The sequence below is a fragment of the Gemmatimonadaceae bacterium genome, assembly GCA_037721215.1.
In the GTDB taxonomy this organism is placed as follows: domain Bacteria; phylum Gemmatimonadota; class Gemmatimonadetes; order Gemmatimonadales; family Gemmatimonadaceae; genus UBA4720.
In genome coordinates, this window is sequence record JBBJNV010000024.1 from 1 (window position 1) to 25603 (window position 25603).

Annotated in this window: 21 protein-coding genes and 1 pseudogene; 20 read left to right on the plus strand and 2 right to left on the minus strand. The window is 60.1% G+C overall.

The window, feature by feature from the left end; genetic code table 11:
- From WKF55_13045 to WKF55_13070, 6 genes are all read left to right on the plus strand, one after another.
- The coding region (locus WKF55_13045) for a phenylalanine--tRNA ligase subunit beta (protein MEJ7760504.1) at window positions 1-1772 on the plus strand (1772 nt) is incomplete at its 5' end.
- The gene (locus tag WKF55_13050) at window positions 1747-2040 is read left to right on the plus strand and encodes a hypothetical protein (protein MEJ7760505.1); all 294 of its coding nucleotides are present in this window, start codon (window positions 1747-1749) and stop codon (window positions 2038-2040) included. The genes WKF55_13045 and WKF55_13050, both read left to right, overlap by 26 nt.
- The gene (locus tag WKF55_13055) at window positions 2037-2333 is read left to right on the plus strand and encodes a cell division protein ZapA (GenBank protein MEJ7760506.1); all 297 of its coding nucleotides are present in this window, start codon (window positions 2037-2039) and stop codon (window positions 2331-2333) included. Before WKF55_13050 ends, WKF55_13055 begins: the two co-directional genes overlap by 4 nt.
- Window positions 2334-2415: 82 nt before the next feature.
- Window positions 2416-4005 carry a ribonuclease Y gene (rny, locus tag WKF55_13060; protein ID MEJ7760507.1) on the plus strand — a complete coding sequence of 530 codons (1590 nt, stop codon included), beginning with the start codon at window positions 2416-2418 and terminating at the stop codon, window positions 4003-4005.
- The gene (gene folD, locus WKF55_13065; protein ID MEJ7760508.1) at window positions 3995-4924 is read left to right on the plus strand and encodes a bifunctional methylenetetrahydrofolate dehydrogenase/methenyltetrahydrofolate cyclohydrolase FolD; all 930 of its coding nucleotides are present in this window, start codon (window positions 3995-3997) and stop codon (window positions 4922-4924) included. The genes rny and folD overlap by 11 nt, the downstream gene beginning before the upstream one ends.
- Before the next feature lie 261 nt (window positions 4925-5185).
- Window positions 5186-5569 carry a hypothetical protein gene (locus tag WKF55_13070; GenBank protein MEJ7760509.1) on the plus strand — a complete coding sequence of 128 codons (384 nt, stop codon included), beginning with the start codon at window positions 5186-5188 and terminating at the stop codon, window positions 5567-5569.
- An 807-nt stretch (window positions 5570-6376) separates the two neighbouring features.
- On the opposite strand, the gene WKF55_13075 is transcribed toward WKF55_13070, so the two are convergent.
- Window positions 6377-6688 carry a hypothetical protein gene (locus tag WKF55_13075; protein MEJ7760510.1) on the minus strand — a complete coding sequence of 104 codons (312 nt, stop codon included), beginning with the start codon at window positions 6686-6688 and terminating at the stop codon, window positions 6377-6379.
- 855 nt (window positions 6689-7543) lie between these two features.
- Between WKF55_13075 and xseA the strand changes: the two genes are divergently transcribed.
- Complete coding sequence (gene xseA / locus WKF55_13080; GenBank protein MEJ7760511.1) at window positions 7544-8764, plus strand: exodeoxyribonuclease VII large subunit; 1221 nt, start codon at window positions 7544-7546, stop codon at window positions 8762-8764.
- Window positions 8765-9012: 248 nt separating this feature from the next.
- Window positions 9013-9208, plus strand: a pseudogene (rpsO, locus tag WKF55_13085) (30S ribosomal protein S15).
- Between the two features lie 636 nt (window positions 9209-9844).
- Here the strand turns inward: rpsO (WKF55_13085) and WKF55_13090 are convergent.
- A complete protein-coding gene (locus WKF55_13090) occupies window positions 9845-10177 on the minus strand; it encodes a hypothetical protein (GenBank protein MEJ7760512.1) in 333 nt (110 codons plus the stop codon).
- Here WKF55_13090 and WKF55_13095 point away from each other — a divergent pair.
- The 12 genes from WKF55_13095 (at window position 10100) to rodA (ending at window position 25529) form a co-directional block, all read left to right on the plus strand.
- Window positions 10100-10675: a S8 family serine peptidase gene (locus tag WKF55_13095; GenBank protein ID MEJ7760513.1), complete on the plus strand. Its 576-nt coding sequence runs from the start codon at window positions 10100-10102 to the stop codon at window positions 10673-10675. The genes WKF55_13090 and WKF55_13095 overlap by 78 nt on opposite strands.
- 1063 nt (window positions 10676-11738) lie before the next feature.
- Window positions 11739-12035 (plus strand): exodeoxyribonuclease VII large subunit, encoded by a 297-nt coding sequence (locus WKF55_13100; GenBank protein MEJ7760514.1) that lies wholly within the window; start codon window positions 11739-11741, stop codon window positions 12033-12035.
- Window positions 12036-12278: 243 nt separating this feature from the next.
- On the plus strand, window positions 12279-13106 hold the full coding sequence (locus WKF55_13105; protein MEJ7760515.1) for a hypothetical protein: 828 nt from the start codon (window positions 12279-12281) through the stop codon (window positions 13104-13106).
- Window positions 13107-14750: 1644 nt separating this feature from the next.
- A complete protein-coding gene (gene rpsO, locus WKF55_13110; protein MEJ7760516.1) occupies window positions 14751-15011 on the plus strand; it encodes a 30S ribosomal protein S15 in 261 nt (86 codons plus the stop codon).
- Between the two features lie 83 nt (window positions 15012-15094).
- On the plus strand, window positions 15095-17377 hold the full coding sequence (locus WKF55_13115; GenBank protein ID MEJ7760517.1) for a polyribonucleotide nucleotidyltransferase: 2283 nt from the start codon (window positions 15095-15097) through the stop codon (window positions 17375-17377).
- A complete protein-coding gene (locus WKF55_13120; GenBank protein ID MEJ7760518.1) occupies window positions 17374-18642 on the plus strand; it encodes a pitrilysin family protein in 1269 nt (422 codons plus the stop codon). The genes WKF55_13115 and WKF55_13120 overlap by 4 nt, the downstream gene beginning before the upstream one ends.
- Window positions 18643-18679: 37 nt before the next feature.
- Window positions 18680-19795: an alanine dehydrogenase gene (gene ald / locus WKF55_13125; protein MEJ7760519.1), complete on the plus strand. Its 1116-nt coding sequence runs from the start codon at window positions 18680-18682 to the stop codon at window positions 19793-19795.
- Between the two features lie 9 nt (window positions 19796-19804).
- Entirely contained in the window at window positions 19805-20839 is a 1035-nt protein-coding gene (locus WKF55_13130; GenBank protein ID MEJ7760520.1) for a rod shape-determining protein, read from the plus strand.
- Between the two features lie 10 nt (window positions 20840-20849).
- On the plus strand, window positions 20850-22016 hold the full coding sequence (gene mreC / locus WKF55_13135) for a rod shape-determining protein MreC (GenBank protein ID MEJ7760521.1): 1167 nt from the start codon (window positions 20850-20852) through the stop codon (window positions 22014-22016).
- The gene (gene mreD, locus WKF55_13140) at window positions 22016-22504 is read left to right on the plus strand and encodes a rod shape-determining protein MreD (GenBank protein MEJ7760522.1); all 489 of its coding nucleotides are present in this window, start codon (window positions 22016-22018) and stop codon (window positions 22502-22504) included. The genes mreC and mreD overlap by 1 nt, the downstream gene beginning before the upstream one ends.
- The gene (mrdA, locus tag WKF55_13145) at window positions 22501-24285 is read left to right on the plus strand and encodes a penicillin-binding protein 2 (GenBank protein ID MEJ7760523.1); all 1785 of its coding nucleotides are present in this window, start codon (window positions 22501-22503) and stop codon (window positions 24283-24285) included. The genes mreD and mrdA overlap by 4 nt, the downstream gene beginning before the upstream one ends.
- Window positions 24285-25529 (plus strand): rod shape-determining protein RodA, encoded by a 1245-nt coding sequence (gene rodA, locus WKF55_13150; GenBank protein ID MEJ7760524.1) that lies wholly within the window; start codon window positions 24285-24287, stop codon window positions 25527-25529. The genes mrdA and rodA overlap by 1 nt, the downstream gene beginning before the upstream one ends.
- Window positions 25530-25603 lie beyond the last annotated feature (74 nt).

Here is a 25603-nt window from a genome sequence, read left to right on the forward strand (position 1 = left end):
GAGCCCATATAACTGGTGTTACGGTCGGCCCGAGTCCGGCCTGGCTGGTCGAGCGGATTGAGGCGGTAGGCGGGCGCTCGATCAATAACGTTGTCGACGCCACGAACTACATGCTTCATGGATTCGGACATCCCATGCATGCGTTCGATCTGGCAAAACTGGACGGACGGCAAATAGTCGTGCGACGGGCACGGCCAGGGGAGAATCTCGTTACCCTCGATGGTGTCGACCGGCACCTCGACGAGAAAACGATGGTTATCGCGGACGGAGCACGCGCGCAGGCGATCGCCGGCGTGATCGGCGGCAGGACAAGCGAAGTCACCGAGGCGACTGCAGATATTTTCCTCGAAGTGGCGGCGTTCGACGCCGCCGGCGTGCGAGCGACTCGTCGCCGGCTTGGTATCTCCACCGACGCCAGCTACCGATTCGAGCGCGGTGTGGATTCGTCTGCGATGTCCGGGCTGATCGAGTACGCGACAGATCTCATCATTGCGATTGCGGGGGGCAGGCTCGCCGGGGATATCATCGACGTGGGTGCGTCTATTCCCCCGTTCAGAGCAATCACCCTTCGACCTGCCCGCGTTGCTCAGATCCTTGGCGTCAACATTCCCGCGGATGTAATTGCGAGCCATCTGTCGACCGTTGGCTTCACTGTCGATATGCGTGCCGGCGCCATGACTGTGACGGTGCCCGGCTACAGGGCAGACGTGGTCGGCGAAGTCGATCTGGTCGAGGAGGTCGCCCGCCTTTACGGATACTCTGAGTTTCCTTCCGACATTCGACCGTTTCGGCCTGGCACCGTGCCCGACGCACCGCTTGACCTCGCCACAGACCGTGTTCGCACTGCTGCGCTGGCCGCCGGTCTGTTCGAGGCCCGGCCCATGCCGTTCGTCCGGACTGGCGACGATATCCTGCGCGTTCGGAATCCGCTCGCTGATGACGAAGCGTTCCTTCGGACCTCGGTTCTCGAGTCGCTTGCGAGCCGAGCTGAGTACAACCTCGCGCACATGCAGCGAAACGTGAGACTGTTCGAGGTTGGGACGGTGTTTAGCGCTGAGCGCGACCCGCATACCGGTGCCCCGGCCGAAAGACTGCGTGTCGGTGCAGTCGTGATGGGCGAGCGCAGGCCTGCTCATTTCACCGAGCCGCGGCCTCCCGTGTTTGATGAATGGGACGCGAAAGCGCTTGGACTGGCTCTGGCCCGTGCCGCTTACCCTGTGTCAATCATCGACGCGGTCCCGGCAAGTGATGGCGACCTCTGGACCCTGACTGTCGACGCGGTGAAGGCCGGCTCGGTGGCACTTCTTCCACTCGATGCACCTGTCTGGGCGTCAGCTGCCTTCGGCATCGAGATTGACCTCGAGAGTAATCCACAGGTTGCCCCTGCTCCCTCAGTATCACCGGCGCCCGGCCACGCCGCTCCTCAAACGGGGACTGTCCGCGAGACGCCTGTAGCAACATTCAGGCGCTATTCGCCTATTCCCGCGAATCCAGCGATGCAGGTAGACCTCGCCCTGATCGTCCCCGATTCCGTAGCCGCTGCCACTGTCGAAACCCATATACGGCAGCAGGCCGGAGAGCTGCTCGAGTCACTCGTGCTGTTCGACGAGTTCCGCGGCCCCGGTGTTCAGTCGGGAAACAGAAGTATTGCGTGGGCGTTGACGTTCCGGCATCGCGAGCGCACACTACGTGACAGGGAAATTGAGGGTCGCATCGCGAAGATTCTTAAATCGCTCGAGACAGCACTTGGCATCAGACAACGAACGTCCTGATCAGGCATTTCAGGACCTGCAGCAACTCGTGCGTCACCTGGGTGACGAACTCACGACGTTCCGGCGCCGGGCTTTGCAGGCGGAGTCGCGAGTGAAGGCATTCGATGCCGCTGCGGGGTCGGCCCGGGTGAGCCCGGAGAGGGTCGACAAGCTCGAGCGTGAAAATGCCGATCTCAGAAAAAGGGTCGACCTGGCTCGAATACGCACCCGGCAGATGCTCGACCGGATCCGCTTCCTTCGCCAGCAGCACGAGGCCGCCGCCAAGTGACGGTACGCCGGAACACGGTCAAAGTCACCATCGTCGGCGGTGAGTACACCCTGAAAACGGAGACCAGCCCGGAACACACGCAGGCGGTTGCTGCCTACGTCGATCGAGCGATTGGCGAGACGATGGAGAGCGAAGCAAGGCTGGAGATCCACAAAGCTGCGATTCTCGCGGCGCTCAGAATTGCCGGCGAGCTGTTCGAGGCGCGTGCTGAAGCCAGCCGCCTTTCGGCACGAATCGATGGTCTGGCCGAGGAAATACGTCCCTGGCTCCCTCCCGCAAAGCGGCGCGATTAGGTTTACGCCAGACACGCGACGACTTTTCGGCGCGATTGGGGCCGCCTGTGGCGCTGCCGCGGGCTCTACATAGATCTGTCAAATGACTGATTCGGCGTGGCTTACCGCGGCCGGCGCTTTGCTTGTCGCCGCCGCCTCCGCGGTTTTTTTTATTGTTGGGCAGGGCAGGGGAAGACGTTCTGAGGTCTCGAGGCAGCTCAGCGCCCGTTCGACGGCCGAGGAGACCGCAAAGCGCGTCCTCGACGACGCCGCCCGCGAAGCCGAGTCGATGCGCAAGAACGCGGTTCTTACCGGGAAGGAAGAACTGATCGGGCTTCGGGAGGACTGGGAGCTCGAGGCCCGAAAAAGGCGTGACGAGATAGAGGTAGAGGAACGCCGCGTCGTGGAGAAAGAAGGCCTCCTTGACCGCAAGTACGATGTGCTCGAACAGCGCGAGCGGGACGCTGTCGCGCAGGTTGCTGAAGTCACGCGCCGGCACGAGTCCCTTGCCGCCCGCGATCAGGAGCTCGACCGGCTGGTCGCCGAAGAAAGGCGCAGGCTCGAGCAGCTCGCCGGACTTTCCGCCCAGGAGGCGAAGAACGAGCTGATGCAGCGACTGGCTGACGAGGCTCAGGCAGACGCCGCCAACCGGCTGCGTGATATCCGCGAGACGGCCAAGCGAAACGCTGACCGGGAAGCGAAGAAGATCATCGCGCTGGCCATCCAGCGGATTGCCGCCGACCAGACCGCCGAGACGACGGTTTCCGCAGTATCGCTGCCAAATGACGAGATGAAAGGCCGCATCATCGGCCGCGAGGGGCGAAACATCCGCGCGTTCGAGCTCGCCACAGGCGTCGACGTCATCATCGACGATACGCCCGATACCGTGGTGGTTTCATGTTTTGATCCGGTACGACGAGAGGTCGCACGGCTGTCACTGGAAAAACTGGTCGCCGACGGACGAATCCATCCGGGGCGGATCGAAGAGGTGGTTGCCAAGTCGCGTGAGGAAGTCGATATCGGAATCATCGATACCGGCGAGCGGGCGGCATACGCGAGCGGCGTCCACGGGCTGCACCAGGAAGTTATCAAGCTCATCGGCCGCATGCGCTGGCGGACAAGTTATGGCCAGAACATTCTGAATCACTCGCAGGAAGTCGCGTGGCTGGCCGGCATAATGGCGGCTGAACTCGGGCTCGATGTTGCGATGGCCCGCCGCGGTGCGTTGCTGCACGATATGGGGAAGGTCCTCACGCATGAACACGAGGGCACTCATGTCCAGCTCGGTGTCGAGATGGCCACCAGATACGGCGAGCACCCGCTGGTGATCAACTGTATCGCGGCGCATCACGACGACGTTCCCCACGAGAGCGAGATTTCGGTTCTGGTGCAGGCCGCGGATGCTATTTCCGGATCGCGCCCCGGGGCTCGGCGCGAGGCTTTCGAGACCTATGTAAAGCGGCTCGAAGGGCTCGAGAAGATTGCATCGAGTTACCGCGGCGTTGAGAAAGTGTTTGCGATTCAGGCCGGCCGGGAGGTGCGTGTCATTGTCACCCCCGACGAGGTGGACGATGTTCGCATGTCGTCGCTGAGCGAAGAGATTGCGCGCCGAATCGAGGCCGAGCTCCAGTATCCCGGACAGATAAAAGTCGTGCTCATCCGCGAGACCCGCGCGGTGGATTTTGCCCGCTGAGCTAATCGACGGTGTAGCGATTGCACGCGCGATCCGCAACGACATTGCGACGGATGTGGAAGCACTGGTCGCCAGGGGAGTGAGGCCCGGCCTGGCGGTAGTACTCGTCGGTGAGAATCCCGGCAGTGAGGTATACGTACGGGCAAAGAGCAAGGCCTGTGAGGAGGCCGGAATCCACAGCGTTACCATCAGGCTTTCGGCAACCTCGCCCCAGGCCGAGCTTCTGGAGATCATTGGCGGATTGAATGGGGATCCATTAATTCATGGCATTCTCGTTCAGATGCCTCTGCCGCCGCAGATGGATGCCGACGCCGTGATCCGATGGATTGACCCGGCCAAGGATGTCGATGGTTTTCATCCGGTGAATGTCGGCAAGCTGATCGTGGGCGAACGCGATGGCTTCGTGCCATGCACTCCTGCCGGAGTTCAGGAGCTTTTGAAGCGTTCGCAGATCGAAACCGGTGGCCGGCACTGCGTGATCGTCGGACGCAGCAATATTGTCGGCAAGCCGATGGCTGCCCTCATGATGCAGGACACGGAGACGGCCAACTGCACCGTGACCGTCTGCCACCGGCATACGGCGGACTTGAGCGAGCATACCCGTCGCGCCGATATTCTCATTGTGGCTACGGGGCGGGCCGGCCTCATTACAGGCGATATGGTAAAGCCCGGTGCGGTGGTTGTCGACGTCGGCGTGAATCGCGTCACAGACGCGAGTGCAAGTCGGGGCTTCCGGCTCGTCGGGGACGTCGACTTCGAATCGGTACGAAAAGTTGCCTCCCGAATCACCCCCGTCCCAGGAGGCGTCGGCCCAATGACGATTGCGATGTTGCTTTCCAACACGGTTCGCTCTGCGGCGCGAGCGGCGTTGCTCATCCCAGCACACCGAAGCGCCGGGCACTCGGGGACGTTCGCATGAGACCTCGGGATCGCCACCCAGTCGACTTCCGGCTATCTTGGCTACCCGGCTGCGCCTCCCTGCCGGTCAATGATTCAATTAGTGAAAGTTTGCGCTTTGGCAGGGAAAAGTCTGGATTCCCATACCCTCAAAGTTTGAGTACATTCTTGCGGCAACCGGTGGCACTTTTTTCGAACAGCGTCCGCTGGACAGTGTTACCCCATCGGTGAGGTAACATCGCCGATGGGGATGGGTCGAGTTTGCTCGAGAGGAGGAGTCCACATGCCAATCAGAAAAGCACCGATAGCGGTCTTGCTCGCCGCCTTGGTAGCAGGGTTCGGTCGGCCCACGCCGATCCTTGCGCAACAACTGGCGCGTGTTGCTATGCCGCAGAAAACAGTCGAGCTAAGGTATCTGCCTACCGAACGTCGGCAGATCGCCACAATGCATGGAGCCGCCCAAGCCGACGGCATCAGGCCCAGCCTACGTGCACGGTCCGCGATCAAAGGAGGAGCAATCGGGGGGATAATCGGCGCTATAGCCGGGTTCTTAGCGGTGAGCGCGGCCTGCAATCGGTGCGACGACCCGGCGCCTGTCTATGCCGGGACGGCCATCGGACTTGCGGTAGGAGTCGTCGTTGGCGCTGTGGTCGGGGCCGCTCGGTGAAGTTTGTCGTTGCTTGCCACGTCGCTCCCGGCGCTGGTGGTTTTTAAGGCTTTCGACCAGATTCATTTTCCACGGATGGGTGAGCGATGTTATTTGTCCGCGGTCATAACGAGCTTGTCCAACTCGACATCGGGAAACTGAACTATGGAAGCTCGCCTGAGAACAATCGCCGCATTCTTCTCAATAGCGGCTGGGGCCGCTTGCTCCAGCGAAATACCAACTGACGCGAAGACCCAGAATATTGCATTAGCGCAGACCAGTAATACGGCTGCGAACGTGACGGACACGTCAGTTGCCCAACTCGCGCGTGGGCTTGCGATCGCATTAGCCGACACTGCGCTACGTATGCGGCTGCTCGAAGACTTGCGAGACAGCCCCTTCCCTTACCACGCGGTCCATTTTTCGAGCTATCTGCAAGGGCCTCGAGGGCGCGCCATAGGAGAAACCGCCGCACGTTATATCGGCATTACAAGCGGAGAGTTTTGGGATTTAGTGCGATCCCTCCCACCGCTTGCGATGGGGGTGGGCTCCGCCGCCGATCGAATAGCTTGGACCGGATCAAGCAATCTCGTTGTGGTGGGAACTGCATTGACTCAGCGTGAGGCGCCAGGCCGAATACGGGTTACTGGGTATGACGGCGCCGGCAGACCCAAGAACGTTTCGCTCGCGGGGAAGGCGCCGTGGCCAGTACTTGTAATTTCTCCGGTCCCGTTCGCTTTTCCGTCGGATCCCGAGGGTGCACGGGCCAAGGGAAGGAGGGCGAACAGGGGCACTATTAGCGCGCCATACGAGCGAGTCTCCGCGCAGTCAAGTGGCACCTGCGAACCCGACGGTGACCCGTATTGCTGCGACGAGACGATGGACGAATGCATCGGAGAGCCGGCGCCCGGATATCAACCCCTCGGACCCCCGGCGAATATCGAACCGGGATGCCAAGCTGTCGCCGGCGGATACAGCGCTGTTGACGGTTCCAATGATAGAGATGTCGATGGGATCAAGGACGAGTGCGAGCAAATTCTTGCCAAGGCTTTCGAGCCGCAATTGGTTTTCGCGGTTGGGGAAACACTGGCCGGTCGCGAACCGCACTACACAGCAACGCTTGTCAATGGATATATCCACATTGGCTACCTTTTGTCCTATTACTACGATGGCAGGCCAGTGTCGCATCATGGCGACTCGGAATTTATCATCACGGTAATTCACCCCGGCGCCATGGCTATCAAGGCCATCACAACTTCCGCTCACTGGGGCGCGACGTTCGGATGGTGGTTCGACGAAACGAGGACGTATGCCCACCACGAGTATACCTATACAGGCCCCCGGCCTTGGATCTACGTCTCTGGCGCTCATCATGGGAACTACAACACCGAATACCGCTGCGATCAGCGCTCGTACGATGACTGCGATGCGATTGGCGTTGGGTACAACCAACGAGCCGGTTGGGGGTACGCTGGCGGTGACGGGATCCGGCCGGATAACAACATAGGAAGTGAGGCTCATCCGTTTGACATTGACGAATTGTTTGGGGCGCAATCCCCAGACTGCACTAGATCTGACGATCCCGGCAATCGGCCAGGAACCGAGTGTTACTTCAATACAGCGTACAATTCGAAATTTGCAGGTTGGTTCAGCGATGACGTGATTGATGCAGGAACGACACACTATCGAGACGCGCTGGTCGCTTTCGGCTTGCTCTAACTCAGGCTGCGCAGATCGTCGTTTGTGAGGCCGCGGTGGAGGGCGAGGCTGCCCCGGCGGCTACCTTGTGATGCCGGGACTCAAAGACGGCCAATTGCACCGTGACCGTTTGTCACCGGCGCACGGCCGACTTGGGCGAGCACACCCGTCGCCGATAACTCCAGTGCTGGGGGTGTCGGGGCCAATGACGATCGCGATGCTGCTGTCGAACACGATCCGCGCGGCGACGCGACGTGAATCGCCTGGTGACCCCAATGAGGAGTTCGACGGGACGTCATGAAAGCGCCCCGAGGACACCTATCGTTCGATTTTGCCGGACCGCCGGCAGATACTGGGGCACCGGGCGCGGTGCCCGGTGCTACCCGTGAGTCGGCCGTAAGCATCGGAGATCTCAACGAGACAGCCAGGGCACTTGTCGAGCGGTCGTTTGGTCAGTTCTGGGTGCGCGGAGAAGTGGTGGACTTCAAGCCGCATCGGAATGGACACTGGTATTTCTCCCTGCGCGACAGGATGGCGCAGATGGCTTGCGTGGTGTGGTCGCGGGATCAGTATCGAATTCCCGCGCCTCCTGACGACGGGATGCAAGTAGTCGCTCTGGTGCAGATGACGATGTTCGTCGCTCGGGGAACGCTGCAGCTCAAGGTCATTCGCCTCGAAGCCGCGGGCGAGGGTCTGTGGCGAAAGGCAATGGATCTGACCATTGCGAGGCTAAATGCCGAGGGTCTCACGGCGCAGGAGCGAAAAAAGCCGATTCCGCGTTTCGCGAAAAACATCGCTGTCATTACGAGCCCCGGAGGCGCTGCGCTGCAGGATATCATTTCTGTTGCGCGCCGCCGGCGGCCGGGTGTGCAGATCGTGGTGTGCCCGGCAGTGGTGCAGGGCGACACGGCAGTGCGGGAGGTATGTCGGGCGATCGCGCGGGTGATGCGGTGGGGAGAAGCTGACCTTCTCATCATCGGCCGGGGCGGCGGATCGCGCGAAGATCTCTGGGCATTCAACGATGAACGCGTTGCCCGCGCGATCGCAGCTTGCCCGATTCCGGTCATCACTGCAGTGGGGCATGAAATTGACGTTTCGGTGTGCGACCTCGTAGCAGACCTTCGCGCGGCGACCCCCTCGGTTGCAGCCGAGACCGCCGTACTGGCGCTTGCCGATTTACTGGCTGTGCTCGAGTCGCAGCGGTTTCGTATCACGTCGGCCGCCGAGCGGCGAAACGCGACCGCGCTGGGGGGTCTTCGCAACACCGCGCGTGACCTTCGTGCCGCCGCAAATCGGGGTGCGGAAAGACGGCGCAGGGAGGTTTCGGCCATAGCCGGCCGCCTCCACGCGCTCAGCCCGCTGGCAACGCTTGCCCGCGGTTATGCGGTTGCGAGAAACCTGAGCGGCGAAACTCTCGCTTCGGCCTCGCAGTTCAGCCATGGCCAGGAATTCGATCTGCTGCTGCAGGATGGGGTCGTTGAAGCGCGCGTGGCGGCGATCGCACGGGAACCCGCCTGACGCAGCACCGCCCGCAGCATCCAGCTTCCGCATTGCGTTCGACCTGTCGCCGATTGTAGCGTCGCATTGCGATACAGCCGCCCGGCCGACGGCGGGCCCGCCGTGAGCAGACAGCCCGTCCCGATCCTTGAATCGCCCTCGCAATCGCAGTCAGGATACTTTATACTCACCCCTAAACCCGCTATCGTTAAAGGCTTACGAGGATTCCAAGACACCAGCGCGCAACGCGCGCGGAGATCACAGCTACAATGGCATTTCAGAAGACCGCGACGATCGAGAAGTTCCGCACCCACGACACAGACACCGGCTCGGCCCAGGTACAGGTTGCAGTTCTCACGGAGAACATCAACTACCTCACCCAGCACTTTCGCACTCATGCGAAAGACCATCACAGCCGGCAGGGCCTGCTGAAGATGGGGCAAGCGTCGGCGGCTGCTGGACTACCCGGCCGGCAATTCAAACTTCTGCTTCGCGACGGAGAGGTGGCGACGCGAGTCGAGGAAAGGGAGCAGCAGGCGCGCTCGTAACCTCGTGAGGCTGCCCTGCGGGCGGCGCGTGACTCAGCGAACTCTTTATGGGGTCCTAGTGCGTGACTAGTGATCGCCTAGGTGGTGATCACCATTTTCGCTCCCCGCGGTGCCTTACTTCTGGAATTGGTCCGCTTGGAGGATGCACGATCCTCTCTTTTGCCATGCAGGTCATCGAGAGCCAGTGAGCGGAACTCATCCTGTCCGAGAGAGGTCAATCGACAAAGCTATTGACGCGGGGGGAGGGTGGACACATGTTTGCGCGCGTAGCGGCTGGAACGCTCCGCAAGGCCTCATTACGTGCACCTTTACCCAGGGAACGATTGTGAAAAGACTCATCAGTAAGATCTGGAGTCCTCGCCGTATCCTATGCCTCGGCGCGGTTGCCATTGGCGTTGGCTGTACGACTGAAGATTTACCTACAGAACCGCAAGGGGCCGCGGCGAGCCGACAGCCTGCAGCAGCGCGGAGCGTAGCGCACGGCGACACGGTCATTCGATATATCGTACGACTGAAGAATGGACCTGGAGGCGTTGCCAATCGAGCTGAAAGCTTAATTCTTCCTTATCGCGGGAAGCTGTCGATAGTATTCGAAAGGGTGTTTCAGGGCTTTGTCGCTGAAGGTCTGACACCCGCCGCGGCAGCTCTTCTGGCAAAGAGTCCTGTCGTGGAATACATCGAAAAAGAAGGCTTCAGCTATGCTGGCGACGTTCAGACGTTGACGTTTTCCAGTCAGTGGGGACTTGATCGAATCGATCAGCGTGCTCCCCCGATCGACAATCAGTAAGCCACGATTCATTCCGTTCGCATCGACGATGACGATGGTAGCGGTAACGCGCGTGCGGGTGACATCGTCGATGGGCTGGAATGGGTGTTGCAAAATCACATTAGTCCTGCGGTCGTCAATCTGAGCTACGGCGACGATGGTAGCACCGGCGGCAGTTTTGCCGTCTTGCAGGCTTTACAGAGTCTAGCCGACAACGGCGTTGTCGTTGTGGTGCTTGCTGGAAACCACAACCGTGATGCGTATTTATGGCGCGCGAACAGAGTATCACCTGGGTTAGTAGTAGCTGCCGCTGGCTGGCTTTCTTTCGATCAATCTATTTATCGAATGGCGTATTCCAATTTCGGCTCGACCGTCGACCTTTTTGCGCCCGGCGATGGAACCTACGCAGCCATCAACGCCTCGAGCCAGGCCTTCGGCACCTTCGGAGGCACGTCCGGCGCTTCGCCATTCGTCGCTGGAGCAGTGGCACAGATTCTGGAGGCGTATCCGTCTCTTTCGCCCGCCGACGTTGAGTATTGGATCAAGGCGAATTCGACACCGGGCGTCATTTCCGGCACGATGCCGGGCGATCCGAATCTGTTTCTTTCGCGATGGTAGCAATTTCTTGAACATCTTCGGTTTGTGGAGTCAGAAACTATGGCGGAACCAAGCTCCCTAGAGTCGAACACTAGTAGATTTTCTCGCCGCTCATTCGCCGCGATGCTTGTGCTTATAGCTGCAGTCGTTGTTCCGTCCAGTAGTGCGTTTTGTCAGAGTTCAACTCAGCTGCTGAACCCAAGCATCGTTCCCTCATTAGAAATTGCTCCTGCCTATACCTCGGTGCGGCCCTATGCCGACCCAAGGCCCGGTGTGGTCTGGAGCGTTGGACTCGCTACGCGTCGACAAACGAACCGCCCAATCATCCTCGGAACGGCCGTGGGGGCGGTCGCCGGCGCTCTGATTGGACATGCGGTATGGGGCGGCGCGGTTTTTTGTCCCAATTCGCCGAATAACTCTTGTGGGTCGACCAAATACCCTGCCGTAAAGGGCGCAGTCTCGGGTGCGTTAATCGGTGCTTTGGCTGGAGTATTCATTAAAAACCGTCAATAGTTATTGGTTCGGCCCGTCTTCAGCTGATAGTTCGCACTTTCCGCGGCCAAGGGGCCGTCAATGGGTCAGCATAGGTGAACCCTAAACGGGCTTACGACTTCCTTTATTGCAGTTGCCATTGGTGGTCACACTAGCGCTTTTGATTAGAACGGCGACCTGCAGGGTTCCGGTCAGTTTCGGAACGCGCTTGACCCTCGATGCAGGAATGAGCGCATGCGTCGGAAGCCGGGCCCAAATCGGCTTCGCCCCTACAATGGGACTACTGTCAGAAACCATGACCTTCGAAGCCGTCGTTCGAGTGTTCAGACCATAGCGGGCCAGGTTTTTCGCGTTGGCCCAAAATTTCTGGCGTCTGATTTTGGTACCGTCGGCGTTAACGCCCCGCTGCGCGCGAGCAGACACCGCGGCCCGACGCGCAAGGTTGCGAGTGCTCGCGCTGGCAGAAGTTAATGTTGAGTTTCAACAACTCTGACCCCTTGAACACCTTGAACAACGCCGTCCGTCGCGGCCGAACCTGCGATTCACGCGCTGGTCGACCTGTTCGCCATGCTTCCACTCGCAGCGCGCTCGTATCTCGAGTTGCGCACAGCAGCGCACGACATCGGCGCTGCTCGATATGCGGACCGTCGAGCGCGACCTTCGCGCGGCGATGGTGCGTGGCACCGAGAGACGGCGCTTAAAGGTGGGTGGTACGGCAGGGCGTCTTAACGCGCTAAGCCCGCTGGGCGTGATGGAGCGGGGTTACGCCGTCGCGAGAAACCTGGCCGGCGGGGCGCTAACCTCAGCGTTGCAGTTTGTTGCGGACCAGAAATTTATTCTGGTGCTTCACGATGGGACGGTAATCGCGCGCACTGACGCGGGCGCGTAACTACCTTCGCGAGAGTGTTTCTCCTCGCCGGGGTTTTCGGAGGCCCCGGCACGAGACTTGATGCGAAGCTTCAAGCGACAATGGAATGAGATCAAGTTCGCTTGGGCAGTCTGGGATTGCCGGCTGCAGGCGCGGCTTTTGACGTGTAACAGGCCGAAGGCTCCGGTGGTTCACGCTCTCTGTTCTACGGATCTACAACGGCCTCTCGCATGGGCGAGTAACAATACCACTAACCGGATTCGAATGACGAAGCTTTTCTCCCGTCTATCAATCATCGCGACCGTCCTCGTTACAATGGCTGCTTGCACCGATGGCGTTACAGAGCCTCGGCCCAAGGGTTCATTACGAACACGGGCTACGCCACTGGCGGAGCAAGTTGCGAGCGCGGAGCTTCGATACTACTGCCTTACTAGCGTCCGTACTGGCGAAGGAAATGGTTATTACCGATATGGGCGGCTTCAGTTGAGCTTTCCCGCGGGGGCACTGGCTGGCGATGGCGCGAGCATGCCCTATAGATATCGAGCGTACGCAGAAGGAGAGGTCGTGATGGTCGCTAACTGTGTGATCCCGCGGACGGATGCTGCGGTCAGGTTCACAGAGCACAAGTTAGGCGTAAAGCGCTCGAAGCAGTCTGCCGCGCCCGGTTCGGATGGAGAGATCGGCACGATGGACCTGCCGCCCGATACGGTTCGCGCCTGTCGGGACCGTGGCCTCTACCCGCACTGCTACCCGCCCGATGCTCCTATCTGCGGAACCGACCAGTGTGGAAGCGGAGGCACTTGGGGGACGATATGGGAGGAGGGGGGCCGGGCGCGGATCCCGGTGATCCCTATGAGCCTGCTCGGACCGACGACGATCAGGTTCCTGATGAGGATTTACCAGATTGCACTCAACCGCAGCCGAACACATGGAGACGTGGCTACTGTGATGCATCCGTTCCTGCACCGGAGAGTGAGCGACACAGCCGCACAATTGCCGCATTGCAGCGAATCAAAGAGCGAGGGGATGTTTGTTCGAAATTGGCGGATGCAGGAATCGCGCTACTGGCGGGCACGGGCGAAAAAAAACTAGGCTTTTACCCTTCTTTCCCCGATAATCAGGGCGGCTGGGCGGGGCCTAGGATTGGCATTGTTCTGCAGGATGTTTGGGTGGATCATTACCATAACAAAGTCTCGAGCGACGGCAGGAATCTTGACCAAGCTCTCGCACACGAACTTGACCACTACGTTCTCCTGCTGAATCATAGTGACTCAGCAGGAAAACAGACGCCTAACTCGCAAACATGCTCAGGACTTCCTTAGGCTGTCAGGCTGCACTCCATTTCGGAGCTCTCCTGACCGTCAGTATAGGTACGAGCGCCTGCGTCGGGAACCAGGTGAAGTCCGGCGTCGATCCTTCAACGGGACTAGTGGCCGACACTGTCACCTTCGAAGCCATCGTTCGGAGCGTTCAGCCTGCAGCGGGTCAGGTCTTTCGCGTTGACCCGAGACCCTTTTTATCTGATTCTGGTACCGTCTCGGTTCAGGACGCTCGGGTACGGGCTGACACAATGGGTCTAGGTGCAAGGCTGCGCGTGCTGGCGCGGAGAGGCGTTGATGTTGCGGATGCAAGCGTGTTCTCAAGTTGCACAAATGCTGTCGCCGCGCCCGGCGAGGATATGCCGTCGGTTGGGTGTCCCGCAGTTCGGACCTTGGTCGTTATGGTTGGTCGCTCGCGGCCGACTCTGCCCCCCGGCACGTATGACCGGGCTGGTCAGCCTCGGGATGCGCGGTCGCGCCAAACAGTGCGAATGATTGAGACTAATGCCGCACCGACCGCGGCCACCGCGATTGCTTACGACGTGCTCGTCGGCTGGACAAACCAGCGTTGGCAAGTGCTATCCCGTCGGCCGGTGTTTTTCGACGGCTAAATCCTCTGTCACGATGGTCGAGTAACGCTCCGAGCAGAAGTCAGTCATGATCCTCCTTTTACCGAGCCCTGATTTTTCGTTGAGCCGGGCCATTTCGAGCGACTTCTCGACCATCTTTTTGACCTTGCCGGGCTTACTACATGATCTGGCGGACCAGCAGCATACAGGTATCTCGTGTCGTCTGTCGGGGGTGATTTTCGGGCTCCGCGGATAAGTTGACCGGAGTTCTGTTGGGGGACAGTCCCGGAACGTACGCCGGGTATTCGGCCGGCTCGGAGGGTTTGAGGCTGGCCTTTTCGCCAGGAATCAGATCCGTTGCAGACTGGCATGGGATAACTCGACACGGAGCCACGGAGGACACGGAGACACAGAGTACTGCCGCGAACTCGAGCATCTCCTCTCGCATGCAGTTCAGCGCAACGCAACCATCGGTTATTGGGGGGGAACTACAACTGCACTCCAGTCCTCAAGATTATTGCTGCTCGCTGAAGCTGAAGCTTGGCATCTTTTGAGCCCAGGCTGGCCGCTTTGGTTAACGACTTCAGTCGCTCAGCACCACCCATCCCCTGTCCCGCACGCAGTTCCCAAATCTTTAGCAGTTGCAGTTGCCTTTCCTCCGTGTCCTCCGTGGCTCCGTGTCGAGTTATCCCATCCCGGTCTGACGCGGATCTGATTTGCAGCACCAACGCCTGCCCGCCACACGGGAGCCCGCCTACTTTACACAACCCCATGGCCTGGCTATCCTTAAAGGCTTACCACGACACCAAAGACACCAGCGCGCAACGCGCGCGGAGATCACAGCTACAATGGCATTTCAGAAGACCGCGACGATCGAGAAGTTCCGCACCCACGACACAGACACCGGCTCGGCCCAGGTACAGGTTGCAGTTCTCACGGAGAACATCAACTACCTCACCCAGCACTTTCGCACCCATGCGAAAGACCATCACAGCCGGCAGGGCCTGTTGAAGATGGTCGGCAAGCGTCGTCGGTTGCTGGACTACCTCAAGCGGACAGACCTCGAAGGCTACCGCAAGATCATCGCCGATCTTGGCCTCCGCCACTAGCTGGCTCTTCTGACGATGTTGCGCGCGCGGACGCACTCTGCTGTCCGCGCGCGCTTTGTGTTCTCTAGAAAAAAGCAAGGTCAATGATACAACGCATCGAACGTGAGTTCGCCGGCCGCACGCTCTCAATCGAGACCGGCCGCATGGCAAAACAGGCAGCAGGCTCGGCCCTGGTACGGTTTGGCGATACGATGGTCCTCGCCGCCATCACCGCCAGCGAAAAGGAAAGCCCGCTCCCATTCTTTCCCCTGACAGTCGAATACAAGGACAAGGCCTACGCAGCCGGAAAAATTCCGGGCGGCTTCATCAAGCGTGAAGGACGGCCACACGATACGGAGATCCTCAAGTGCCGGATCATCGATCGGTCCATCCGCCCGCTGTTCCCGGAAGGATTCAAGAACGAGATCCAGGTTTTCATCTACGTCATCTCCGCAGATCAGGAGAATGACGGCGACATGCTGGCGCTCCTCGCCACATCCTTTGCACTGAACGCATCGAAAGTCCCGTTTGCTGGCCCGATCGCAGGCGTTCGCATCGCGCGGGTTCAGGACAACTGGATTCTCAACCCGACATTTCAGCAGCTCCCCTACAGCGACATGGACATCGTCGTTGCCGGCTCGAACGACTCGATCATGATGGTGGAAGGTGGCGCCATCGAGATCAGCGAAGCTGACACGCTCGAAGCAATCACGGTTGCGCACGGCGGGATCAAGGAACTGATCGCCATGCAGGAAGAGTTGCTTGCCCAGGGACGCACCGAAAAAATGGCGTGGAAGAAGCCGGAACCATCCGGGAGTCTCGTCACCCGCGTCAAGGCTCTCGCGGAAGGCAGGATTGTCGAGGCGATCAATCAGGCAGACAAGCACACCCGCATTCAGGCAGTGGAGCGCGTCAAGGCCGAGGTCTCGACCGCACTGCTCACTGAATTTCCGGACAACGGGAAGGACATTTCGACGCTCGTCGGAGATGCCGAGTACGATAGTCTTCGCGCGCAGGTCCTGAACAGCGGCGCCCGCGTCGACGGCCGTGGCCCGAAGGACGTTCGAGAGATCACCATCGACACGTCGGTCTTGCCGCGCGCACACGGTTCGGCGCTTTTCACTCGCGGCCAGACGCAGGCACTCGTTGCCATCACTCTTGGAACCGCGCAGGACGTCCAGCGTCTCGACTCCATCGACGATGCCGGCGAGACCACAAAGTCGTTCATGCTGCACTACAACTTCCCGCCGTTCTCGACAGGTGAAGTCCGCCCAATGCGCGGCACGAGCCGTCGCGAAATCGGCCACGGAAATCTCGCCGAGCGTGCGTTGCAAAGCGTGCTCCCTCCGTTCGAAGAATTTCCCTACACCATCCGGATTGTTTCCGACGTTCTCGAGTCCAATGGCTCGTCGTCGATGGCCTCTGTGTGCGGTGGCTCGCTGTCCCTGTTCGATGCCGGCGTGCCCATTCGCGGCGCTGTCGCGGGCGTCGCAATGGGCCTGATCAAGGAGGGCGACAAGTACGCCATCCTCACCGACATTCTGGGCACCGAGGATCACCTCGGTGATATGGACTTCAAGGTTGCTGGAACGGAAGCCGGCATCACGTCCATCCAGATGGACATCAAGATTCAGGGCCTGTCGCTCGAGATCATGAAAGAGGCCCTGGCGCAGGCGCGCGAAGGCCGCCTCCACATTCTCGAGGAAATGAAAAAGGCGCTTGACGGTCCGCGCGCCGACCTCTCCGCTTATGCACCACGCATCGTGACGATGAACATCAGCCCCGAGAAAATCGGCGAGCTCATCGGCCCCAAGGGCAAGACGATCCGTGGAATTCAGGAGGAGACCGGTGCGGAGCTCACGGTCGACGACTCGGGGCTCGTTACGATCGCGGCCGTGGGTGGAGACGCCATGGAGCGCGCGCGTCAGATGGTGCAGGCTCTCACCGCCGAACCGATTATCGGCGATACGTACGAAGGAACCGTCAAGAGCACAACTGCCTTTGGCGCGTTCGTGGAAATCATGCCGGGCACCGAAGGCCTCGTTCATATCTCGGAACTCAAGCATGGCCGTACCGACAAGACAGAAGACGTGGTCAAGAAAGGCGACCGCGTAAAGGTCAAGCTTCTCGAGCGCGATGAACGCGGGCGCCTTCGTCTGTCGATGAAGGCTCTTGTTCCCAAGGAAGATGCGGGCAGTGGCGAATCGCCATTTCAGCCTTCATCGGATAGCACCAGAGGAAATGGTTCACCGCCCGAGACAATGGACGGGACGGCCGTCGAGAGCGGCGAAGGGGTTACGGCCGAAGCCGGCGGGCAGTCCGACGATCGTCCCCGGCGTCCACGAAGTCGTCCGCCTCGCGGCGGCGGAGGTCGCGGCCGAGAGTGAGCGGTCTGGCGACGACGGATGATGTAGCACTTCGCCGCACTGTATTGCCAAACGGTCTGACCGTACTCTCGGAGCACATGCCGGGAGTACGGTCGGTCGCATTGGGGGGATGGGTGCGCGCCGCATCGCTTCATGAAGGCGCTGACGTGGTGGGCGTGTCGCACATGCTCGAGCACATGGTGTTCAAAGGGACGTCAACCCGCTCTGCGAAAGACATCGCGTTGTCGCTCGAGACTCTCGGCGGCTCTCTCGATGCTTATACATCACGCGAGCACACCGCCTATCAGGCCCGGGTCCTTGACGACGACGTGGGGATTGCCGCCGAAGTACTGGCTGACCTCATCTTCAATCCGTTGCTTCGGCAGTCCGATCTCGATCTGGAGCGCAAGGTAGTTCTCGAGGAAATCAACACCGTCGATGACACGCCGGATGATCTGGTCTTCGAGCTGCACGGTGCCGAATTGTGGGGAGAGCATGCTTTGGGGCGGCCTATTCTCGGTACGCGGGATACAGTTGCGGCACTCGGCGTTGATGACCTTCTCGCGCTCCACAAACGTGCGTACCATCCCGATCAGATTGTAGTTGCAGCGTCGGGGAACATCGAGCACGATCGTCTCGTTGCGGTACTCGAGCAGACCGGATGGGCGGATGTGCCTGCGGGGGGGCAATCGCGGTTGCAGTGCCCGCCAGCGTCGCCTCTGCCCCCTGTTGTACGCCATTTCGAGAGGGAGGGTGCCCAGACTCATATCATACTCGGGTCGCGCGCAATGAATCATGCAGATCCGCGGAGGTACGCGATGAGCCTCGTCGGCATGCTGCTCGGTGGTGGCATGAGCTCGCGGCTTTTTCAGCGGATTCGTGAAGAGCTTGGGCTGGCGTACTCCGTTTACACATTTCAGTCCTACCACCGAGACGCAGGCGATCACGGCATCTACGTTGGAACGGCACCTGAAACGGCAGCACTCGCGACGGAGGCGATTTGCGATGAGCTCGAGAAAATTTCCCGCGAAGGGATACCGCTCGACGAGCTCACTGGTGGAAAAAGCCAGCTGAAGGGTCAGATTACCTTATCTCTTGAAAGCGTCTCATCCCGGATGTACCGGGCGGCGGGAGTTGAGCTCTACGATGAGCAGTATCGCACGCTGGACGAATTGCTTGCGCTCGTCGATGCAATCGACGGCGACACTGTTGACGAAGTCTGCGCCGAATTCTTTGCGCCCGACGCGCAAACTATTGTAAGTCTGGGTCCCCGCGCCGCAGCCTAGTGGCGCACTCTGTCCAAATTCATAAAATAGAGATCGCATGAAGATCGGTGTTCCCAAGGAAATCAAGACCAATGAAAACCGCATCGCTCTCGTGCCCGCGGGCGCGGAAGCGCTGGTTGGCACGGGGCACAGCGTGGCGGTGCAGCAGGGAGCTGGTGAAGGAAGCGGTTTCCGCGATCAGGATTACATCGACGTGGGCGCCACGATTGCCCCGGATGCCGCTACCGTCTGGGCCGGCGCAGACATGATCATGAAGGTGAAGGAGCCGATCCAGCCCGAGTGGATGCATATGCGGAGTGGCCAGACCATTTTTACGTACTTCCATTTTGCCGCTGATGAGCAGCTTACCCGTGCGCACATGGACAGCGGTGCAACCTGTATCGCCTATGAGACGGTCGAACTTCCCTCGCGCGAGCTCCCCTTGCTCACGCCAATGTCTGAAGTCGCCGGACGAATGGCCGTGCAGGAAGGCGCAAAGTATCTGGAGAAGCTGTACGGTGGACGGGGGGTGCTCCTCGGGGGAGTACCGGGCGTGCCGCCGGCGAAGGTGGTCATCCTTGGCGGTGGCGTAGTCGGGATCAACGCGGCGAAAATGGCGGCGGGCATGGGTGCGAAGGTTACCGTGCTGGACCTTTCGCTCGAGCGGCTTCGTTACCTTTCCGACGTGATGCCGGCAAACGTTACACTCATCTATTCGAATCGTCATAATATTCTGGAGCAGATTTCCACGGCTGACCTGGTAATCGGTGCAGTACTGATTCCGGGCGCCATCGCCCCCCGGCTCGTTCGCCGCGAGGACTTGAAGACGATGCAACCGGGATCCGTCATCGTTGACGTTGCAATCGATCAGGGCGGCTGTGTGGAGACGATCAAGGCGACGACGCACGAGAATCCGACGTATGTAGTTGATGGCGTGATCCATTACGGCGTTGCCAACATGCCGGGAGGTGTGCCCCGCACCTCGACGCTCGCCCTTACAAACGCCACATTCCCATATGCGTTACGTCTCGCCAACCTCGGCTGGAAAGCCGCATTGCGCGACAGCGTTCCCCTGCGAAAGGGATTGAATGTGATTGACGGACAGGTTGTTTACCCGGCTGTTGCGGAGGCATTCGGCTTGCCTCTTAAAGATGCCGATTCTTTCTTGAACTAACGAGACATCATGCGCTGGCCCTTCAAGTCGGGATCTTTCTTTCCCGCAAACGCGATCGCCGTCGACCTCGGTACCGCAAATACGCTCATCTACGTGAAGGGAGAGGGCATCGTGCTGAACGAGCCCTCAGTGGTCGCACTGGATCGCGAGACCAAGAAGATCAAGGGGGTGGGCCTCGAGGCCAAACGCATGCTGGGCCGTACGCCTGAGGGCGTTATTGCCGTGCGACCGATGAAGGACGGCGTCATCGCCGACTTTGACGTTACCGAAAAGATGCTGCGTTATTTTCTCGCGTTGATCATCGAGAATCACGTCTTCAAGGTGAAGCCGCGAGTGATCGTCTGCGTGCCGTCAGGAATCACCGAAGTCGAAAAACGCGCCGTGCGCGATTCGGCGCTCGGCGCTGGTGCCAAGGAAGTCTTCATGGTAGCCGAGCCGATGGCGGCTGCAATCGGTGTGGGCTTGCCCGTTGAGACGCCCACCGGCAACATGGTGATCGACATCGGGGGCGGCACCACCGAAATCGCGGTCATCGCTTTGTCTGGTATTGTCAGCGACACGTCTATCCGGACGGGTGGTGATGAGCTCGACATGGCGATACTCCAGTCGATGCGCAAGAACTACAACCTTCTCATCGGCGAGTCTACCGCCGAGCAGGTGAAGATACAGATCGGATCTGCGTATCCCATTGGCGAAGAGCGCGAGATGGAAGTTCGCGGACGCGATCTGGTGTCGGGAATTCCCAAGAGCGTTCGAATCCATTCCGCCGAGATCCGCGACGCCGTGCAGGAGCCGATTCAGCAGATCGTGAACGCTGTCCGCCGCGCACTCGAGATTACGCCGCCCGAGCTCGCCGCCGACATCGTCGAACGGGGCATCGTAATGACCGGTGGTGGCGCCCTGATTCGCGGTCTGGACGTCCTCTTGTCGCAGGAGACGGGTCTGCCCATTCACGTGGATGAGGATCCGCTGACTTGCGTGGTACGCGGCACTGGTCGTATCCTCGATGACGAGGAGAAATACTGGTCCGTTCTGGCAACCTGAGGTACCTGTCGTGGCACGCGCTGTCCGGGCTGGCAACAGCCGCATAGATCTGATCATACTCGGCGGCGCTGCTGTTCTGGCGCTGGTGGCGAGAGGGTTGCCACCCAATCTTCGCGACCCCGTGGCGAGCTCGATGCGAACTACTTTCCTCGCACCACTAGTGATGCTCCAGGAGCGGGCGGAGGCAAGCCGCCGTTCGCTCCTCCTCGATGATGCGCGCACCGCGATCCGCGACAGCGTTTCCCTGCGAGCCATGACCGTCGCTTCGCTCGAGAACGAGAACGACCGGCTCCGCCAGCTGATTGGATTGGGCGCGCGACTGAGGTGGGGGTTCATTCCGGGAGAGGCGATCCATGGACGCGGCGTCCGGGATGTCACCACGATGACGGTGACTTCCGGGTCAAATGCAGGGGTGCGCCGTCTGAGTCCCGTCATCGCCCCGGAGGGCGTCGTCGGCATGGTCAGCACTGTCGATCCGACGATGAGCGAGGCCATGATCTGGACTCACCCCGATTTCCGCGTGAGTGCAATGTCGGAAGATGGAGCCGCATTCGGGATCGTTCAGGCCCATCTCCCCAGCGCAACGACAGGCTACCTGATGGAACTGCGGGGAATACCGTTCCGAAGCGCGCTCAAGCCGGGCGTGTTAATTGTCAGCTCAGGACTCGGTGGCGTGTGGCCGCGCGGCATTCCTGTCGGAACGGTGCTCGAAGAGGTCAAGACGGCCGAAGGCTGGGCGCGTACATATCTTCTGAAGCCCGCGGTTTCGCCAGCAGACGTTGGCGCGGTGATGATACTTAGAACCGATCGCGTAACCAAAGGCTTTGAGAACGTGTGGACAAGCGTTGCCGCTGCCGAGGCCGCAGCTCAGCGGATTGTTGTGTCTGGTGATTCGGCGGCGAAAAGCGCGGCGTTGGCCGAGGCAGCGGCACGACGTGCCGCGCTTGATACCACCCGCCGCGAAGTGGGTGTGCCAAGCCCGATTCCAGGCGGACTGCCGCCCGAGCTGATGCCCGATACGTTGATCAATGAAGAAGCCGGATTGCCGCTGGATACAAGTGCCGCAGCAGTCGCCAGGCGGGAGGCAATACGTCGGGCAGCCGCACGTCGTGACTCTCTGCGACGCGATTCACTGGAACGACAGGCGCCGAGGCCTAGCCCTACGAGGGGCAACTGATGAACCTCGCCAGCACTCTCCGCGCGGCGATGTTGTTCCTGATTCTGGTACTGCTGCACTACACGCTTCGCCCGCTACTCGGCTGGCGCGCTCCGATGGATTTTCTCGTGCTTGCACTGTTGCTTTCGGCGATTCGCGTGAGGCCTGCGGCTGGCGCCCTTATTGGACTGGCTCTCGGTCTTGTGTCGGATTCGCTTACCCCTGACGCACTGGGAGCCGGAGCGGCCGCAATGACGGTTGTGGGGTATCTGGCTTCCTGGCTGAAAGCCGTCTTCTTCGCTGACAACATTGCACTGAACGCGTTCTTTTTCTTTCTGGGCAAATGGATCTTTGACGTCATCTATTTCGTGGTTGAGAACCGAATTGGTGGAATCGAGCTTGTCCAGCAACTGCTGCTGTGGTCTCCGCTATCGGCAGCTGCAACCGCGGTCGCCGGCATGGTGCTGATTCTTGTCATGCGGCCCCTCCTCGAGCCGGCGCGCACATGAGTTTTCATCCTAATGATATCGCGCGGCGAACCCGGCTCAGCTCGGTTGCGCTGGCAGTCGGATTCGTCCTCCTGCTGGGCGCGTTTTTCCGGGCACAGGTACTCGAGACCGCTGCCTATACTGTGCAGTCGCAGGAAAATCGGCTGCGGCCCATACCGCTGCCGGCACCCCGTGGAATCATCTACGACCGAAAGGGCCAGATTATCGCAGAGAATCTGCCGGCGTATTCGGTTTCTATCACTGCGCCGAGTCTGGACTCCCTCCGCGCGTCCCTCAAGCAGTTGCAGCCGACGCTTCAGCTCACTGAAACCGATATCAACCGGGCCGTGCGCCGCTACCGGCGGGCACCTACCCGGCCGACGGTGATCCTTGCCGACGCGTCGATCGATGTGATCTCGGTTCTCGAGGAGCATCGGATCGACTATCCCAGGCTGATCATTCAGTCTGTCCCGAAAAGATTCTATCCGGATGGACCGCTGGTCGCGTCGTTCGTTGGCTACACCGGAGAGATTTCCGAATCCGATCTCAATCTGCCGCAGTACGAGGGATACAATCCAGGACAGAGCGTTGGCAGGGGCGGCCTTGAAAAACAGTATGAAAAGGTACTCCGTGGAATCGAGGGAGTTCGCTACGATGAGGTTGACGCACGAGGGCGAGCCGTTCAGGGAGTGGGGCCGCGGCCTGACAAGGACGCTCGCGGCGCGCCGCCGCTGCAGACCAACATCGACCTCGATCTGCAGAAGTTCGTAGCCTCCGTTTTCGGTGACTCGCTTCGCGGCGGCGCCATTGCGCTCGAGCCGAATTCCGGTGCGGTTCTCGCGCTATACAGTAATCCGAGCTTCGATCCCAACCGCTTCACCGGTGGAATACCGGCAGACTACTGGAAGGAGCTGAATACCGACCCGTGGCGTCCGCTGTTCAACAAGGTCATTCAGGGAACGTATCCGCCGGCTTCCACGTGGAAGCTGGCAACAGCGGCGATAGGGCTGGAGAACAAGGTGGTGAAGCTGGAAGAGCGCATGTCCATTCCGTGCAACGGGGGTATGCAGTATGGCAGCCGATACTTCCGCTGCTGGGAAAAACGGGGGCATGGCTATCAGACGCTTTCGGGTGCGATTGAAAAATCCTGCGATGTCTACTTCTATCAGCTCGGCTTGCGGATCGGACTTTCGAAACTGGTTGGGGGCGGCATCGACCTTCAGTTCGCGGATCGTTCGGGCATCGACCTTCCCAACGAGTACAAGCCGCGTTTTCCAGCTCGGGATGTAAGAACCTATTACAACAAGCGGTACGGCCCCCGGGGATGGACGGCGGGAGCGAACTCGCTGAACCTTTCGATTGGCCAGGGCGAGAATTCGCAGACGGTGGTGAACATGGCGAAATTCTACACGGCGCTCGCGACCGACGGCCACACGGCAACGCCGGCGCTAGTGAAGCGGGATCCGGATCGTAAAAAAGTCCTTACGTTTTCCCCCAACCAGTGGACTACGATCCGCACCGCGCTTGCCGGCGTCGTCTCCTCGCGCGGAACTGCCGGTGGCTCGGCAATCAAGGGGTTGGTGATTGCGGGAAAAACCGGCACCGCGCAAAACAGTGAAAACCCAAACGTCGATCATGCGTGGTTCGTCGGGTTTGCGCCGGCGGAAAAGCCCACGATTCTGGTTGCTGTTTTCCTGGAGTTCGGCGACCATGGCTGGCTGGCCGCGCGCGTTGCGTCGAAGATCATGGGCCGCTACACGGGTGCGGTGCCAATCGAGATTGCGACGACTGAAATCGAGTGATGCGACGCACTGTCGCGGACTATCCGCTCGTACTTACCGCGCTCATCCTATCGCTATTCGGTGTAGCGATGGTCTACTCAGCGGGTCAGACTGATACACCCACCGCGGTTGCAAAAGTCTACAAGTCTCAGCTTGTTTGGCTGCTTTTCGGGATGCTGGGCGCTTACGGGATCAGCAGGTCATCGGTGCGGTTTCTCGAGTGGGTGACCGTTCCCGCGTACATTTTTTCCACGCTTCTCCTCGCGCTCACCCTCGTCATTGGTGCCGGTGCCGGTACGGCCGCAAGTACGAAGAGCTGGATCGCCATCGGCGGCGTACGGCTTGGCCAGCCTTCAGAACTGGCAAAGATCACGGTCGTGATGATGCTTGCCCACGTCCTTGCCGCGCGCAAGGAACCGCCAAAGTCTCTGCTCGATCTCTGGAAGCCTGCCCTCGTTGTTGGCGTCCCGTGGCTGATCATCATGCTGCAGCCGGATCTCGGCACGGGAATCGTCTTCATCGGTATCTTCTTCGGAATGCTGTACTGGTCGGGCGTTTCCTGGCCCCTCCTGCTCCTCCTCGGCAGCCCGCTGGTGAGCGGTATCCTTGCGTTCAGCACCGGGTTGTGGGGCGCCTGGTTTCTGGTGCTCGCTGCATTGGTGCTTTATTACCGGCCTTACCTTGTCGAAGGCATCGTGTTGATGGTTGCCAACATCGGCACCGGTATCATCGCGCCCATACTCTGGGAGAAGCTTGCGCCGTACCAGCAGAACCGGCTGCTGACGTTTCTCGATCCATCGTCCGATCCACGCGCGTCCGGCTACCACGTCCTGCAATCCAAGATCGCGATCGGCTCGGGCGGCTTCTCCGGCAAGGGGTTTACACTGGGAACGCAGAAGCGCCTGGCGTTTCTGCCGGAACAACACACCGATTTCATCTTTGCCGTGGTCGGAGAGGAGATAGGCTTTATCGGCGTGACTCTCGCGCTGACGCTGTTCCTCATTGTCTTCCTCCGCATTACGCGAATCGCGGGTCGGGCGAACGATTCTTTCAGCTCGCTGGTTGCGTTCGGCCTCATGACGAGCTGGTTTGTTCACGTCCTCGTAAATGTCGGAATGACGCTCAACCTCATGCCGATCACCGGCATCCCGCTGCCGTTTTTCAGCTACGGCGGGTCCTTCATGCTGGCTTGCTGGCTGGCGGTCGGAATACTGGCTCGTATCTCGGGTGAGGGCAGGGGCAAGGCCGCGTTCCAGACGAGCTGATCAGCACCACCGCGCAGCGACTTAGCCGCGCTAACGCTTTGCCCACGGGGCCCGTCCGCCTTGCCTGCCCGTGC